Genomic DNA, 16,405 nt, shown 5'->3' on the forward strand with positions numbered 1-16,405 from the left:
GGAACGATATCGCCTCTCTTTTTTAATTTGATTCTCCAAAAGCCTCCGGAATCATGGTGAAGCCCTCAATTACAGTATCTTCTTCCACTTCAATCATGAGGTAACGTTTTCCACTAAGATTTACTTGTTTAACATATCTTAGATCCTGAGGACTGATAGATATATTTACGATTTTCGTTTGAATTTTAATAGATTTTGAAGAAAACTTCGGCAAAACACTACTCGCTTTTATTTCATATTTTTCATCATCAATTACTTTTTTGAAAGCCATTTCTACTTTTTCAGTATTCACATCTTCAAGGCCACTTATCTTTAAAACTCGTTCTACATCTTGAGTATCTAACTTTGGTAGTTCTTCTTCTTCATTTTCAACAATCATACGGTTAATCTCTTCATACACACTAGACAGAGTTGATGTATTTAGCTGGTCTCCTGTGACGTCTTTAATAATTTCTTCAAATACAATCTTATCGTCCTTTGCCGTCATTATTTCTTCGCCGTTTAAAACGTCTTCTATGAATTGGTAATCAGGTTCATGTACCTTTCCTGCTGAATAGAGAATGTGATTAACATCTGCTGAGTTGTCAGTAAAGCAAGGAAAGAGAAAACCGGCAATTGGAGCATTAAGGTTTATGATAGGATCAACAACAAAATGATACTTGAACTCTTTCTCTACGTAGTCAAAAAGCAACTCTTTTTTCGGTTCTTGTGTATTATTGATGCTACATAGAATAAAAGGGTGGGAGTAGACCGTATCTCGTTCGCTTTCTTCAGCCTCTTCATTTCGACGTTTTGTAGGTTTTAAATACTCTGCACGAATAAATGTGACGACAATATCCATTTCATATTGTCTGTCTGCAATCATTTTTCCTACCATTTTTAGCATTTGCTCTTTCCAGTCTTCTACATCACTGCTTAGTAAACCTTGATGCAATATAAGCTGACTGTTATTTTCAGCATTTCGTTGAAATTTTAATTCAAAGAGCTTTTCATCGACTTGGCCGGCAAGTAATTTTTTAAAGTTACTCAAAAATAATTCTTGTTGATCTTGGTCTAACATCTCGAATGGTTGGCTTTGATGATGATAGATATCACTAGATCCCTTCATAATATAAACATTGAAAATATCGTGGATTTTAAGTAAGTCATTATTCATTTTGAATTGTTTTCGGATTTGTGCTATGTCTTTTTTATTCATAATTTATTCCACTCCCAAATTGCCGTGATGATTAGAACATTACGAGAAAAAATCAATCCTTTAAGGCATTAATTTTAACATAAATGGTTAGAGGGATTCTAAAGTTATTTTCTTTCTGTCATTATTAGGGAAACTGAGTTTTAAATATAGTAGGAGTGATATCCTTTGAAAAATAAAATATTAACTTACATTTCTTTATAAACGTTTCTGTTAGTCTAAGAAAAGTTCACAAAGATTAGATAGGAGATTAGCTGTTGTTCATTAGCTAGTCTTCTTTTTTTGCCTTAGTGGAAAAGGGCTGAAAAAGTAATACTAATTTACTAACGTACCCACTAGCCTAAATGAGGAAAGAAGACCTAGAAACCAACTGAGTGATAAATCGTAAATAAATACATAAATTGGATATATTATTTTTTCGAATTTAAGGGGGACGTTATGAATAGAAAGAATCCTTTATTAATAGTCTGGATTAGTCTATTAAGTACTTTGCTCTTTTTATCTGCATGTAGCTCAGGCCCAAGCAGTGCTGAAACGAAAGTGAAGAAACAAGAGGAAGATAAGTTTGAGAAGCTAGTCAAAGAAAAAAACAAAGAACTGGAACTTCAACCGATTGAGCTAACTTCTTATAGTGAGGAAGTAGGAGCAACGTTAAAAGAACCAATTTATAAAGAGTTTGCGGTAAATGGAAAAGTTGTTGTAGAGGGTAACATTGAAAAATATGAAGAATTAAAATCAAATTATGTCTGGATTAAAGTCCACTCAACTGAAGAAGGTCCTGCAGGTAATCAACAAGAATACTATACGATGCTCAAAAGGGGGAAATTCAAACAAGAAATTCGCTTTTTTAATGGTGAAGGTGTGTATCAAGTAGATGTACAGGTTCCAAGTAAGGACTCAGAAAACTACTATTATGATACAGCTTCTTTCACGGTACATAATGTAAATCCGGAAAAGAAGATGGATGTAACTTATTCCCCATTTGGTCAAGAAGCGGGACTCACAATAAATCTGGATCAAGGTTATCTCGTAGAAAATGAAGTGTTTTCTTTAAATGGGGATGCTGGAAACTTAACGGATCAAGATACGATTATGCTAAAACTGAACAAGGATGCAGATACTTGGAAACACGTCCTTCCTATAGAAGGTGGTAAATTCTCTTATGATGTGCCGTTATTTTTTGGTAAGGGAGTTCATGAATTAGAAATATTAGTACCTGACAAAGAACGTGACAATTACTATCAAACAGCAACTAAGATTCTAATAGAAAACGAGTCTGATAGGGTGATGAAGCCAATTGAATACTCGAGAACATACGAAGAGCGTGGGGTAACGTTAGAATCCCCTCAATATGGTGGTGTAGAGTCAAATGGAATGTTTGAGGTAAAAGGAAAGATTGATCCTAGTGTCGAATTTGGGCCAGAAACGACCCATATTTATGTCACAACAAAAAAGGGAGAGGACGAAGCACTGGATGTTATTCCGGTAGAAGATTTCGTCTTTGATGGATCCTTTTATTTAAGATTTGGACCTGGAACGTATGAGGTTACTCTAAGTGTTCCTGAAACAACTCGATTCAGCACTAGCTACTTTAGATTCTTTGGATTTGCAAAGTTTGAAGTTGAATCAACTGGTGAGGATCAACGTGACCTACTACCTTCTAGAGGTGTTGAATCAGATGCGCCAGAAATCATCGATTTAGCTAACCAGCTAACTACAGGCATTAGTGATGAACGTGAAAAAGCACTAGCTGTCTATAAATATGTGGCTAGCAACATTTCATACGATGTAGATAAATTAGAAAATAACACGTTTAGTTGGGATGATAGTGCCTTAAAAACACTAGACTCTAAAACAGGCGTATGTCAGGATTATGCATACTTAGCCGTTGCCTTATTACGCGCGAGTAATATGGAAGCTAGAATGATAGAAGGGACAGCAACTGGAGGTTTCTTTCCATCTAACCATGCATGGGTAGAAATAAAGGTTGATGGAGAGTGGCTAACAATGGATCCCACTTGGGGAGCAGGGTATATAAAGGATGGCCAATTTGTGGCTGAGTATAATACAAAGTACTTTGATCCAGACGTATCTGAATTTGAAAAGACACATAATCGTAAGGGGGTTACTTACTGATAGAGAACCTTTTTATTGTATTAATTGATACAAATACTCTGATCAAAAGGAAGGTAAAACATGTCTAAAAAAGTGACCATCTTTACATTATTACCTTTAATTTTTTCTATGCTAGTATTTATTGGAAGTGAAAGCTTATATAGTGTGATATTTGTCTTAATAACAATCCTACCGTATTTCTGTTTTAACATTTATTTGGATATTACAAAAAAATCAATTCAGTCTAGAAGAGTAAGAGGACTGTCGGCTTATATAGGATTGATCATTATGTCCCTTTATTCCCTATATCCAGCTATTATAAAGATATCTCCTTTAATGACCAGCCTGATTTTTTTAATCGTAGGTTTAGGTGCTTTTAAGTATAGAGAACTGATAGCAGAAATATTATTCAGTGGAAAGAAGAGATACACGAAGTATAGGGCAATCTACTGGATATATGCAGCAATACTACTCCTTCTAGGTGGAGGAGGTTACTATCCAACGACAAAGAACGTGATTGAAAAACTTGGAGAAAACTCTGATGTTTACTTCTCCACCATATTCTTTCTTTTCTCTCTATGGTTTCTTGTATTTGCGCAAGGATCTATCCCGAAATTTACAAAATTTAAAGAGTAGGATCATTTTGCAAAAGGGTATTCGTAAGGGAAGAATGTCTATAGGTGCCATTTACCTTAACGGCTTAATAAAGGGGTATTTCCATCGTTCTTTGGAACTTTTGGTAGCCTCTTTTTTGTTGCCAATGACACGTTATACAAATCGTTATGATGGGTTTCGGCCTAGCAAAAAGCTGTTATTAATACGACCTAAATCCTTGTTTAAGTTTCATAACATTATAAAACAAGCTAGCATCCTGACGATACCGGGAATTCCGATGCATTCTTTGCTTAAGGCAATTCATAAATCTTTGGTCACAATAGCCTGATGGTCCAAATCTTCTATAGCACATGTCATGTGCCATACAACATGCATCTACATCATTAGTAGGTGCTCCTGGACCGCTGCACCCAGGACCACACCACCTATACCTAGGTACACAGAAGCCACCTCTTCTTCTTCTCATACTCTTTCTCCTTTCAAAATTAATAATAGGCAAATATTTAACATTTGTTGAAAACAGAATCTATGTGGACTTGCATTCCTTTTAATGTCTTTATATTCATGAAGCGGTCAATATGTTTGTGTTTTTGCCTTACAAATATTTGAGCAATTTTTGTCTGACTAGGTTTGGGGAAATAGAAGGACAAATTGGTGAATTATATCCAATTAAATAAATGCGAAACCTTTTAAGATAGAATAACGTCTAAAAATAGTATGCACATGTTACAAACTTTCCTAAATATTACAGGAATTTTACAGGAAGTATCGAATATATAATTGAATTGTCTTGTTTTATAAAAAGTCTTAGGAAATATTCCATCAACTGAAAAGATCAGGAGGGAAATTATGTCACGTGATTCAATGAACATAACAGTCGAAAGAATCCTTAAAAATATAGAGAAAGTTATGATCGGTAAAAGAAATGTAGCGGAGCTAAGTTTGGTTGCATTGCTTGCCGAGGGACATGTTTTATTAGAGGATGTTCCAGGTGTCGGAAAAACGATGATGGTTCGTGCTTTAGCTAAATCTGTTAGCGCTAATTTCAGACGTATTCAGTTTACCCCGGACTTATTACCGTCGGATGTAACAGGTGTTTCTATCTATAATCCGAAAGAGATGGAATTCCAATTCAGACCGGGACCGATTATGGGTAATATCATCTTAGCGGATGAGATTAACCGTACATCCCCTAAGACTCAATCGGCATTATTAGAAGGAATGGAAGAGAGTAGTGTGACGATTGATGGTGTAACGCACAGACTTGAAAAGCCTTTCTTTGTTATGGCTACTCAGAATCCAATTGAATATGAAGGGACTTATCCACTACCAGAAGCACAGCTTGATCGCTTCTTATTAAAAATGAAGATGGGTTATCCAGACGTTCAAGAAGAAATGGAAGTTTTGAATCGAGCACAAAAAAGAGCCCCAATTGAAGAGCTTGAGGCAGTAATTGATTTGATAGAACTAAGAGAGCTACAGCAGCAAATTAAAGAAGTAAACGTGGACGATACCATTAAGAGATATATTGTTGATATAGCAAATAGAACAAGAACACATGGTAGTGTGTATTTAGGGGCTAGCCCTCGTGGTTCGATTGCTTTAATGAAAGCAGCTCAAGCATATGCCTTTATGTACGGCCGAGATTATGTATTGCCAGACGATATTCAATATTTGGCACCAAATGTATTTGCACATAGAATCATTTTAAAATCAGAAGCGAAATTCGAAGGGATCTCGGCAGAGGACATCGTAAATAGAGTGATCGCGAGAGTACCTGTCCCTGTTCAGAGATTAGTGAAGTAACATGAAAAAGGTTTTAACAGTAGTAAAAAACCTTTGGAAATTATTTAGTTTGCTGTTTTTAACTGTCATCACTTTTTCCTATGCGATGTTTCAAGGGGGATTCGTTAGTTGGTTCCTATTCTATAGTTTCTTGCCTTTTGCTATCTATGGAATAGCTTTATCCATTTATCCGTTTAAGATTCAGAGTGTAGAGAGAGTATTCTTAAAGACAGATTATAATGCGGGTGAAAAACTACTAGTAGCTGTGAAGCTTAGACGTTTTTCATCATTTCCACTGTTTTATATGTTAATGGATGATCAATTAAGTGAGCCTCTTTCATTTTGTAAGCAAAAAAAGAGGTCTAAGTCACTTTTATTTCCACATTTTCAGAAGGAAGTACTGTTTGATTATGAGTTAGAGGAGCTTCCTAGGGGAGAACATGTTTTTAATGGGGTTACAGTAAAGATCGGAGACCCACTTGGGCTGGTTGAAAAACAAAGAACCATTCCTTCCAATGATAAGATTATTGTGTATCCAGCTTATGAGGAATTAATTTATCGCCCTCTAGAGAATCATTATGACCAAGGGATGACGGCATCAAAAGAGCGTGTTCAAAGGGACACGACGATGGCAATTGGGCTAAGAGAATATCAGCCTGGAGATCGTTTCTCTTGGATTAACTGGAAAGCAACCGCCAAGAGAAATGATATTATGACGAAGGAATTTGAACAACGACAATCTCATGATGTTCTCATTATTATGGACTGTGCACCGGAAAAACGTTTTGAAGCGGTTGTTTCTTTTACTGCTTCTATAACGAGAGCCATTTTAAGAAAAGGGGCACAGGTTGGTCTACTTTCATCAAGTGCTGAACGAGCATCTTTTCAAATTAGAAGTGGAGAAGCTCATCAGCAACAGATTTTTTATCATTTAGCGAAAGTTAAAGATCAAAGTACAGTCACACTTGATAAGGTCATTCAAGCGGAAAATTTCTTGGCTCAACAAAATACATCCTTAATGCTTATTACATCACAATTAACAAAAGCACTTATTGAAAAGGCTAGTTTTTTCGCATCGAGAAAAGGATCAGTTACCATTTTTACGATTAAAAATGAAAAGGAATCTCCTACACAGAACGAAATATCTCTGAGGGCTTCTGCAAATGCAAGGGGTGTTCGAGTTGTATTTGTTCATGACGGACATTTTTCAGATGCGTTTTCGGAGGTGAATAGAGGGTGACCTCTCAACAAGAAAAGAAATTTGATGTATCCTCCTTGTTTTTGTATGTATTAGGTTTTCTTCTTTTATCTGAATGGTTAAGACCAGTTGAACAACTAACGGATACCGCCAATATAGGTGTGTTCGTTATTTTTCTCATCGTATCGTTTGCACTATCTTATTTTAAAGTCAATATTTTCTTAGGTACCTTTATTAAAGTTCTTTATATTTTATATGCCTTACAAAACTTATATTTGCAAGGTTCTTTCTTTGGATTCGGTTGGATTGGTGAGCTTATCAGTGTCTTCCAAAGAAATATAGCATCTGTCTTTGATGCAGATTGGACAAATCTAAGTGATTTATTCCGAAGCTTTTTGTTCTTTGTTCTGTTATGGCTTATGACGTATCTAATTCAATATTGGTTGATTAATCGTAGACAAATCTTTATTTTCTTTTTCATGACACTGGTTTACGTAACCGTATTAGATACGTTTACCCCGTATGAGGCAGATCATGCAATTGTGCGGACTGTTATCTGTGGATTCGCGATTATGGGGATGCTAACATTCTATCGAATTATCGATAAAGAAAAGATCAAAAAAGAGTTTTCTTTTTCAAAGAGATGGATGATCCCACTGGCTACGATGATTGGATTAAGTGTTATCGTTGGGTATGCAGCTCCAAAAGCTGATCCGATTTGGCCTGATCCAGTCCCTTACATTAAATCCTATTCAAAGGATAGTGGAACTGGAGGTTCTTCTGTTAGTAAAGTAGGTTATGGGACGGATGATTCACGGCTTGGGGGTCCTTTTATCGGGGATAATGAAATTGTATTCCGTGCTGAAGTCGACTCTAGACATTACTGGAGAATAGAAACAAAGGATGTTTATACAGGGAAAGGCTGGGTTGAATCTCAAATTGGTGAAGAACGAGTGCCTTTTACACAGGATCAACCTGTTCCTTTTTCGAATCTTACAGGTGAAGCGATAGAAACTGAGGAACGTATTAGTAGCGTCTTTGCCTTTAGTCAGTATCCGCATCTAATTTATCCATTAGGTTTAAAGAAGGTTCAGGCAGATGCAAATTACACATTTGAAGTCGATTCAGCTATTGAAAAAATTTATTCCCTAGATAGGACATCAGTAAGTCCTCTAGAGGAGTATCATTTAACCTTTGATTCCCCAAGATTCAGTGTAACAGCAATGAAAGCAGGGGATCAGAACCCAATTGATACGGCATTATTGCAACAGTATACTCAGTTACCAGAAAATCTTCCACAACGTGTTAAGGACCTTGCGCTAGAAATCACTGAAGGTGAAGAAACATTATTTGATAAGGCAAGAGCAGTGGAAAGATACTTCGGAAGAAATGAGTATGCATACGATCAGCAGAATGTTGCCGTTCCAGGGATGAACGATGATTATGTTGACCAATTCCTGTTTGAAACTAAACGTGGTTACTGTGACAATTTCTCTTCTTCCATGGTAGTGTTGTTAAGATCAGTCGGTGTTCCAGCTAGATGGGTTAAAGGGTATACAGAAGGGGAGTACTCAGGTGTTGCTCCATCAGGAAAAAGATTCTTTAATATCACAAATAATAATGCTCACTCATGGGTAGAAGTCTATTTTGAGGGGGTAGGATGGGTACCTTTTGAGCCAACACAAGGCTTCTCTAATAACGTACAGTTTAACTTTGACGAAACAACTACTTCAACGAATACTGAAACACCAGAGCAAGAGGAACAACCTGAACAAGAAAAGCCTGAAAATGCGGAAGAAACAGACCAAACGTCTAGTTCATCATTCTCATTTGAAAAGCTATTTAATAGTATGAAGGAGTTCTTTGTAAAACATTGGGGTAAGATTTTGATTTATCTAGCTCTTATAGGACTAGCAGGTTTTATACTTTATAAATTGAGATTAAAATGGTTACCTCGATTAATCCTATTAAGATTTAAACTATTGAAAAAGGATGAGGATTTCGTTAAAGCCTATTTGGTTCTATTAAAACAACTTGATCGCTATGGGTTAAAGAGGAAAAACAATCAAACTCTACGCGAATATGCCCGTTATATCGATCATTTCTTTTCTTCTAGAGAGATGGGTAGATTGACGTCCCGTTATGAACGATATTTGTATAATGGTCATCTAGAGGAAGGAAGTTGGAAAGAATCAAAGGAATTGTGGGAAAATTTAATTAAAAAGACAATAGCTTGACCAAATTTTGAACATGTTGATACAATGTTCACGAATATAGAAAAATACGTCCTTCATATATCCTCGATAATATGGTTCGAGAGTCTCTACCAAATCACCTTAAACGATTTGACTATGAAGGCAGATCATTCTATCGGTCAAGCTTAAAAGACTAGAATTCTGCCTTCAACTTATTTGTTGGACCAGTGAATTCTAGTTTTTTTATATTTTTAGCACTGTTAACAGAAGTTATATGATATACATTACATTCTTTTATGAGGTGAACTAATGGCGGTCAAAGTAGAATTACAAAACCAAGAAATTATCGTCGTACTAGATTTCGGTAGCCAGTATAACCAATTAATTACGAGAAGAATTCGTGAGTTTGGTGTGTACAGTGAATTACACCCACATACGATAACAGCTGAAGAGATTAAAAAGATGAATCCAAAAGGAATTATCTTATCTGGTGGGCCAAATAGTGTTTACGATGAAAACTCTTTCCGTTGTGATGAAGCATTATTTGACTTAGGTGTACCTATTTTAGGAATTTGTTATGGAATGCAATTAATGACTACTCACTTCAATGGGAAAGTAGAAAGAGCTAAGCATAGAGAATATGGTAAAGCAACACTTCATGTTCAAAATGAAACTAGGCTGTTCGGTAGCCTTCCTAAAGAACAAGTTGTTTGGATGAGTCATGGGGATTTAGTAGTTGAAGCTCCTCAAGGTTTTAACATTGATGCAACGAACCTTTCTTGCCCAATTGCCGCTATGAGTGATGAATCTCGCGGGTTATATGCCGTACAATTCCACCCTGAAGTTCGTCATTCCGTACATGGAAATGAATTGCTAAAGAACTTTGTATTCAATGTATGTGAATGTAAAGGCGAATGGTCGATGGAAAATTTCATTGAAATCGAAATGGAAAAGATTCGTCAGTTAGTTGGAGACAAAAAAGTTCTTTGTGCACTGAGTGGAGGAGTTGACTCTTCTGTCGTTGCGGTATTAATTCATAAAGCTATCGGGGATCAGTTAACTTGTATTTTCGTTGACCACGGGCTTCTTAGAAAAGGAGAAGCTGATAGCGTCATGAAGACGTTCTCTGAAGGTTTTAACATGAATGTAATTAAAGTGGATGCAAAAGATCGTTTCTTAGATAAGCTCAAAGGTGTAAGTGATCCTGAGAGAAAACGTAAGATTATTGGTAACGAATTTATCTACGTTTTTGATGATGAAGCAACAAAGTTAGAAGGAATTGAATTCCTAGCTCAAGGTACTCTTTATACAGATATAATTGAAAGTGGAACGGCTACTGCTCAAACGATTAAATCACATCATAATGTTGGTGGATTACCAGAAGATATGCAGTTCAAGCTAATTGAGCCGTTAAATACTCTATTTAAGGATGAAGTGCGAGCTCTAGGTTCTGAGTTAGGAATTCCAGATGAAATTGTCTGGAGACAACCATTCCCAGGTCCTGGTCTTGGAATCCGTGTACTTGGTGAAATATCAGAAGACAAACTTGAAATTGTAAGAGAATCTGATGCTATTTTACGTGAAGAAATCAAAATTGCAGGACTAGACCGTGATATCTGGCAATATTTCACGGTGTTGCCTGATATTCGTAGTGTTGGGGTAATGGGAGATGCACGTACGTATGATTACACAATCGGAATTAGAGCAGTAACTTCTATTGATGGGATGACCTCTGACTGGGCTAGAATCCCTTGGGAAGTACTTGAAAAAATCTCGACTCGAATTGTAAATGAAGTAGATCATGTTAACCGTGTAGTTTACGATATTACAAGTAAGCCACCAGCAACGATTGAGTGGGAATAATAGTTAAATACGAACATTTGAAACGGACATTTTAAAAATGTTCGTTTTTTCTATTGACGATTACGGAGCTGCTTGCTAAAATGAAGAGGAACAGAATATTTGTCGATTTACGTCGTATAATATCGGGAATATGGCCCGAAAGTTTCTACCGAGCTACCGTAAATAGCTTGACTACGAAGTATGTGAATGTTTATTAGGTGTATTCTATTCCACCTCTTTAAACTACAAACTTCATGTCAACGTTCCGGTAGAAAAACGGAACGTTTTTTGCATTTATTTTCTAATTATAGGAGGAAATCAGAATGAAGAAGTTTTTCCAGTTTGAAGAGCTTGGAACGAATTACCGTCGTGAGTTCATTGGTGGTTTAACAACTTTCTTGGCTATGGCATATATCTTAGTTGTTAATCCAATTACACTTTCTTTAACAACGGTTCCGGATCTTCCTGACGCAATGAGAATGGATTATGGAGCAGTTTTCGTAGCAACGGCCATTGCAGCAGCAGTAGGTTCCTTGCTGATGGGGTTAATAGCCAAATATCCAATCGCTCTTGCTCCAGGTATGGGTTTAAATGCATTTTTTGCTTACACAGTTGTTTTGACTATGGGTATTTCATGGCAAAACGCATTAGGTGGAGTTTTAGTTTCTGGACTTATATTTATTCTTTTAACATTATCAGGCTTACGTGAAAAAATTATTAACTCTATCCCAGCTGAACTTAAATATGCTGTTGGAGCGGGTATTGGTCTTTTTATTACATTTATCGGTTTTCAAAACGCTGGAATCATTGTAAATAATGATGCGGTTTTAGTAGGTTTAGGTGATTTTACTCAAGGCCCTGTTTTATTAGCAATTTTCGGTATTATCGTAACGGTAATCTTAATGACTCGTGGTTTTAATGCTGGTATATTCATCGGTATGGTTATCACAGCAGTAGTAGGGATGATTTTTGGATTAATTAGTCCACCAAGCGGTATCGTTGGTGCAGTTCCAAGCTTAGAGCCAACATTTGGAGCGGCGTTCGGTGCATTCGGTGATAGCTCTTTCTATACTACAGAAATGCTTGTTGTAATTCTTACTTTCTTATTCGTTGATTTCTTTGATACTGCTGGAACTTTAGTGGCAGTTGCTAACCAAGCAGGACTTATGAAAGGGAAGGTTCTTCCTAGAGCTGGTAAAGCTTTATTTGCAGATTCATGTGCTACTGTAACGGGTGCTATCCTTGGTACATCAACAACTACATCTTATATTGAATCATCATCTGGGGTAGCAGCAGGAGCTAGATCAGGCTTTGCAGCAGTTGTAACAGCAGGATTCTTCTTGCTATCCATTTTCTTCTTCCCATTATTAGAAGTAATTACAGCTCCGGTAACGGCGCCAGCTCTAATTATTGTTGGGGTATTAATGGTTTCAGCTTTAGGTAACATTGATTGGACTAAATTCGAAGTGGCAGTACCTGCATTCTTAACCATTATCTCTATGCCATTAACGTATAGCATTGCTACTGGTATTGCGATTGGGTTTATCTTCTACCCAATTACAATGATTGTTAAGGGTCGTGCAAAAGAGATTCATCCGGTTATGTATTTCTTATTCGTAATTTTCGTCCTTTACTTTGTATTCTTACACTAAAATTATAAATTTTGAGAGACCACGTTAATACTGTGGTCTCTTTTTTATCGAACTAAAGAGGAAAATATTGAGAAGCATCCATTGATATTGACTTTTTACTATATATTTTTATAACATTAGTCTATTCTAGGTCGAAATATGTCGTACAGAGGAAATGACGATGGAACAAGTAACGGTGATTAAAGTATTAAATAATAATGTATTAATAGGGAAGCATTCTTCCTTTGGGGAAGTTGTGTTAATCGGAAAAGGAATTGGCTTCGGGAGAAGAACTGGGGATTTAATTGACTCTTCGCTAGTAGAAAAATTATTTGTTCTTAAGAACGAAAAAGAGCAGGAAAACTATATTAAATTACTTCCTTTTATAGATAATGATTTATTAGATGTGGTGATCTCCTCTATTCAATTAATAAAGGAGAGAACCCGTGCGCCTCTTAATGAACACATCCACGTAGCCTTAACGGATCACTTATTATTTGCAATAAATAGACTTACAAATGGGTTAGAAATGAAGAATCCTTTCTTAATTGAGACAAAAGCACTCTACCCATTTGAATATGATGTTGCGACAGAGGTTGTAAATCATATTAATGAAAAAACAGATGTTCACTTACCGGATGGTGAGATTGGATTTATTGCCCTTCATATACACAGTGCGGTTAATAATCGTAACTTAAATGAAGTAAACCAACACTCCCAATTGGTTACAAAACTAATTAATATGATTGAAGAACAGCTTAAGGTTCAAATTGATAAAGACAGTATTGATTATATGAGGCTTGTTCGTCATATTCGTTTTACCATTGAACGTGTTAATAATGGAGAGAAGGTTGAGGAACCAGAAAAAATAACTGCTCTCTTGAAAGAAGAGTACCCACTGTGTTACAATCTGTCATGGAAACTCATTAAGGTGATGCAACAAGTTTTGAAAAAACAAGTATTTGATGCAGAAGCGGTCTATTTGACCATGCACCTTCAACGGCTTCAAAAGAAAGTTAAATAGTGAACTTTTAAAATGAATAGATCTTATCTTTAATTACGTGTTACTAATTCGATTAGGCATGAGTGAAAAAAGATAATTGAAACAGAGTTTAAGGGGTATGCTATCCCTGAGTAACTCTTTTTCGGTTATTTTTAATTCGCTCATGCCTTTTTTATTTGTTTTTTAAAAGCTCGTAAGGGAAGAGACTTAATGAGTTAACAACTAAAAAGTAGGAGGTAATTACATGTTTAAGAATGCTTTTGGTGTTCTCCAAAAAGTAGGTAGAGCACTTATGCTACCGGTAGCTTTATTACCAGCAGCAGGTATATTGCTTGCTTTAGGTGCAGCATTAAGAAATCCAACTCTACTAGAACTTGCTCCATTCTTAGATAATAGTGGAGTAGAAATGGTCGCAGCCATTATGCAGAATGCGGGAGATATCGTATTTGGAAATCTACCTGTGTTGTTTGCTGTAGGGGTTGCAGTTGGTTTAGCAGGGGGAGACGGTGTTGCTGGTCTTGCTGCACTTATCGGTTACTTAATTATGAACGTCACGATGGGCACTGCTCTTGGTTTAACACCTGAGGACGTGAATGGTTTAAGTTACGCTAGTGTTCTAGGGATTCCAACCCTTCAATCTGGTGTATTCGGCGGTATTATCGTAGGTATTATCGCAGCTGCCTTGTACAATCGCTTTTATGAAATTGAGTTACCATCATATTTAGGTTTCTTTGCAGGAAAGCGCTTTGTTCCGATTATTACAGCTGCAACAGCTGTGTTACTAGGATTATTAATGTTAATTGTTTGGCCTCCAGTTCAAAATGGATTAAACGCAGTATCACATAACATGGTTCATGCGAACTTAACCGTTTCTGCATTTATCTTTGGGGTAGTAGAACGTGCATTAATTCCTTTTGGTCTACACCATATTTTCTATTCGCCTTTCTGGTTTGAGTTTGGAGAATATGTAAATAAAGCTGGAGAATTAGTACGTGGGGACCAACGTATCTTTATGGCGCAAATTCGGGATAATGTACAAGAGTTAACTGCAGGTACATTTATGACAGGTAAATTCCCGTTCATGATGTTTGGTTTACCTGCAGCGGCTTTAGCAATTTATCATGAAGCACGTCCTGAGAGAAAAGTAATTGTAGGTGGGTTAATGGCATCGGCTGCTTTAACTTCATTCTTAACGGGTATTACAGAGCCAATTGAATTTTCATTCTTATTCGTAGCTCCGATTTTATTCGGTATTCACACTATTTTCGCTGGTCTCTCTTTCATGACCATGCATATTTTAGATGTTAAAATTGGTATGACTTTCTCAGGTGGTTTAATTGATTATATTCTATTCGGTTTAATCAATCCTCAAACGAATGCATGGTTAGTCATTCCTGTTGGGCTAGTTTTTGCAGTGATTTATTACTTTGGATTCCGTTTTGCAATCCGTAAATTTAACTTAAAGACTCCTGGTCGTGAACCTGTGGAAGAAGAGCAGGAAGGAAATGTTCAAACTGGTGCTGCAGGAGATCTTCCTTATAATATTCTTGAAGCGATGGGTGGACAAGAGAATATCTCAAACTTAGACGCATGTATCACTCGCTTACGTGTAACCGTTAATGACATTAATAACGTTGATAAGGATCGTCTAAAGAAACTCGGAGCTGCAGGAGTTCTTGAAGTTGGAAATAATATTCAAGCTATCTTTGGACCTCGTTCGGAAACCATTAAAGGTCAAATGAAGGATATTATCTCTGGAAAAAGACCTCGTGCTATTCAAAAAGCTCCACAACTAGGTGTAGAGCAGCAAATTGAAGAAGTGAATCCGGAGGCTTTACAAACAAACAACGATAAAGATGATGCTTTTGTTTCGCCATTAAAAGGAGAGATAAAGCCAATCACTGAAGTTCCGGATGCGGTATTCTCAGGTAAAATGATGGGAGATGGTTTTGCTATCCTACCTTCAGACGGTACTATAGTATCTCCTGTCGATGGAAAAGTGGTAAATCTCTTCCCGACCAAACACGCGTTAGGAATACTTTCTGATTCAGGACGTGAAATTCTAATTCATGTTGGGATTGATACAGTAAATTTAAAAGGACAAGGGTTTGAAGCGCTTGTTTCTCAAGATGATCAAGTTAAAAAGGGACAGCCTTTATTGAAGGTGGATTTAGATTTTGTAAAACAAAATGCTCCATCCATCATTACACCAATCGTATTTACAAACCTTGATCAAAGTGAGAAAGTAGTCTTAAATAAACAGGGTAATGTAGAATTGAAAGAAGAAAATATCATTTCCATTACTAAGTCATAAGAATACAATGTAATATATAGAAGAAACAGAACCAACCATTAATAGGTTGGTTCCGTTTTTATTATTGGGTTTATATACCACGCATACTTAGATTGACTGTTGAGAGTTTGAATGATAATATTAGGAAACATTGTTGCTGGGTGCATTGATATTGTTTGAATGATCTTTTTAGTAAACATTTCCATTGGACGAGCAATGCTGTATGTGATATTATTTAATTCTTGCTTCGAGCACGCGATTGATTATAAGAGAGATCAAAAAAGTGTTGACGAAGATGGGGTAGAAATGTTATTCTAATATAGTTGCTTTTGACGCAACGAAACAAATTGTTCTTTGAAAACTAAACAAATCATACGTCAACGTAAGTTTTAAAATTGTTTTAAACAAGAGCTAATCTTACTCTTTATTGGAGAGTTTGATCCTGGCTCAGGACGAACGCTGGCGGCGTGCCTAATACATGCAAGTCGAGCGAAGATTTAAAAGCTTGCTTTTGAATCTTAGCGGCGGACGGG

General features: G+C 36.5%; 11 protein-coding genes, 1 rRNA gene and 2 riboswitches. Of the genes, 10 read left to right on the forward strand and 2 right to left on the reverse strand.

Translation table 11 applies throughout. The features are described 5' to 3' along the window. Positions 1–22: 22 nt before the first annotated feature. Entirely contained in the window at positions 23–1,198 is a 1,176-nt protein-coding gene (locus ACFYKX_RS25900; RefSeq protein ID WP_389365012.1) for a DUF4317 domain-containing protein, read from the reverse strand. A 435-nt stretch (positions 1,199–1,633) separates the two neighbouring features. On the opposite strand from ACFYKX_RS25900, the gene ACFYKX_RS25905 reads away from it, so the two are divergent. Both ACFYKX_RS25905 and ACFYKX_RS25910 read left to right on the forward strand, forming a co-directional pair. After that, on the forward strand, positions 1,634–3,331 hold the full coding sequence (locus ACFYKX_RS25905) for a transglutaminase domain-containing protein (RefSeq protein ID WP_389365014.1): 1,698 nt from the start codon (positions 1,634–1,636) through the stop codon (positions 3,329–3,331). A gap of 60 nt (positions 3,332–3,391) precedes the next feature. Beyond that, positions 3,392–3,946: a hypothetical protein gene (locus ACFYKX_RS25910; RefSeq protein WP_389365016.1), complete on the forward strand. Its 555-nt coding sequence runs from the start codon at positions 3,392–3,394 to the stop codon at positions 3,944–3,946. A 178-nt stretch (positions 3,947–4,124) separates the two neighbouring features. Here the strand turns inward: ACFYKX_RS25910 and ACFYKX_RS25915 are convergent, their stop codons facing one another. Beyond that, positions 4,125–4,391, reverse strand: coding sequence for a Parvovirus coat protein VP1-like protein (locus ACFYKX_RS25915; RefSeq protein ID WP_389365018.1), 267 nt, complete (start codon positions 4,389–4,391; stop codon positions 4,125–4,127). Between the two features lie 383 nt (positions 4,392–4,774). On the opposite strand from ACFYKX_RS25915, the gene ACFYKX_RS25920 reads away from it, so the two are divergent. The 8 genes from ACFYKX_RS25920 to ACFYKX_RS25955 form a co-directional block, all read left to right on the forward strand. Then, positions 4,775–5,731, forward strand: a complete 957-nt coding sequence (locus ACFYKX_RS25920) for an AAA family ATPase (RefSeq protein ID WP_389365019.1) — start codon at positions 4,775–4,777, stop codon at positions 5,729–5,731. Between the two features lies 1 nt (position 5,732). Then, positions 5,733–6,950, forward strand: a complete 1,218-nt coding sequence (locus ACFYKX_RS25925) for a DUF58 domain-containing protein (RefSeq protein ID WP_389365021.1) — start codon at positions 5,733–5,735, stop codon at positions 6,948–6,950. Further along, positions 6,947–9,145, forward strand: a complete 2,199-nt coding sequence (locus tag ACFYKX_RS25930; protein WP_389365023.1) for a DUF4129 domain-containing transglutaminase family protein — start codon at positions 6,947–6,949, stop codon at positions 9,143–9,145. The genes ACFYKX_RS25925 and ACFYKX_RS25930 overlap by 4 nt, the downstream gene beginning before the upstream one ends. Positions 9,146–9,178: 33 nt before the next feature. Further along, positions 9,179–9,280, forward strand: a riboswitch (purine riboswitch). A gap of 132 nt (positions 9,281–9,412) precedes the next feature. Further along, positions 9,413–10,966, forward strand: coding sequence for a glutamine-hydrolyzing GMP synthase (guaA, locus tag ACFYKX_RS25935; RefSeq protein ID WP_389365025.1), 1,554 nt, complete (start codon positions 9,413–9,415; stop codon positions 10,964–10,966). Between the two features lie 92 nt (positions 10,967–11,058). After that, positions 11,059–11,160, forward strand: a riboswitch (purine riboswitch). Between the two features lie 108 nt (positions 11,161–11,268). Further along, positions 11,269–12,597 (forward strand): NCS2 family permease, encoded by a 1,329-nt coding sequence (locus ACFYKX_RS25940; RefSeq protein ID WP_389365027.1) that lies wholly within the window; start codon positions 11,269–11,271, stop codon positions 12,595–12,597. 160 nt (positions 12,598–12,757) lie between these two features. After that, positions 12,758–13,600, forward strand: a complete 843-nt coding sequence (glcT, locus tag ACFYKX_RS25945) for a glucose PTS transporter transcription antiterminator GlcT (protein WP_389365029.1) — start codon at positions 12,758–12,760, stop codon at positions 13,598–13,600. Between the two features lie 223 nt (positions 13,601–13,823). Next, positions 13,824–15,893 carry a glucose-specific PTS transporter subunit IIBC gene (gene ptsG / locus ACFYKX_RS25950; protein ID WP_389365031.1) on the forward strand — a complete coding sequence of 690 codons (2,070 nt, stop codon included), beginning with the start codon at positions 13,824–13,826 and terminating at the stop codon, positions 15,891–15,893. A 403-nt stretch (positions 15,894–16,296) separates the two neighbouring features. Further along, positions 16,297–16,405, forward strand: a 16S ribosomal RNA gene (locus ACFYKX_RS25955); the annotation flags it as partial.

Origin of the sequence: Cytobacillus spartinae, assembly GCF_042865285.1 — a bacterium.
Classification (GTDB): Bacteria; Bacillota; Bacilli; order Bacillales; family Cytobacillaceae; genus Robertmurraya_A; species Robertmurraya_A spartinae.

Bases quoted from the DNA above. Each gene is read 5' to 3' on its own strand.
- ACFYKX_RS25900 (WP_389365012.1), bottom strand. From the start codon at position 1,198: ATGAATAAAAAAGACATAGCACAAATCCGAAAACAATTCAAAATGAAT.
- ACFYKX_RS25920 (WP_389365019.1), top strand. From the start codon at position 4,775: ATGTCACGTGATTCAATGAACATAACAGTCGAAAGAATCCTTAAAAAT.
- ACFYKX_RS25905 (WP_389365014.1), top strand. From the start codon at position 1,634: ATGAATAGAAAGAATCCTTTATTAATAGTCTGGATTAGTCTATTAAGT.
- ACFYKX_RS25915 (WP_389365018.1), bottom strand. From the start codon at position 4,391: ATGAGAAGAAGAAGAGGTGGCTTCTGTGTACCTAGGTATAGGTGGTGT.
- ptsG (WP_389365031.1), top strand. From the start codon at position 13,824: ATGTTTAAGAATGCTTTTGGTGTTCTCCAAAAAGTAGGTAGAGCACTT.
- ACFYKX_RS25940 (WP_389365027.1), top strand. From the start codon at position 11,269: ATGAAGAAGTTTTTCCAGTTTGAAGAGCTTGGAACGAATTACCGTCGT.
- glcT (WP_389365029.1), top strand. From the start codon at position 12,758: ATGGAACAAGTAACGGTGATTAAAGTATTAAATAATAATGTATTAATA.
- ACFYKX_RS25925 (WP_389365021.1), top strand. From the start codon at position 5,733: ATGAAAAAGGTTTTAACAGTAGTAAAAAACCTTTGGAAATTATTTAGT.
- guaA (WP_389365025.1), top strand. From the start codon at position 9,413: ATGGCGGTCAAAGTAGAATTACAAAACCAAGAAATTATCGTCGTACTA.
- ACFYKX_RS25910 (WP_389365016.1), top strand. From the start codon at position 3,392: ATGTCTAAAAAAGTGACCATCTTTACATTATTACCTTTAATTTTTTCT.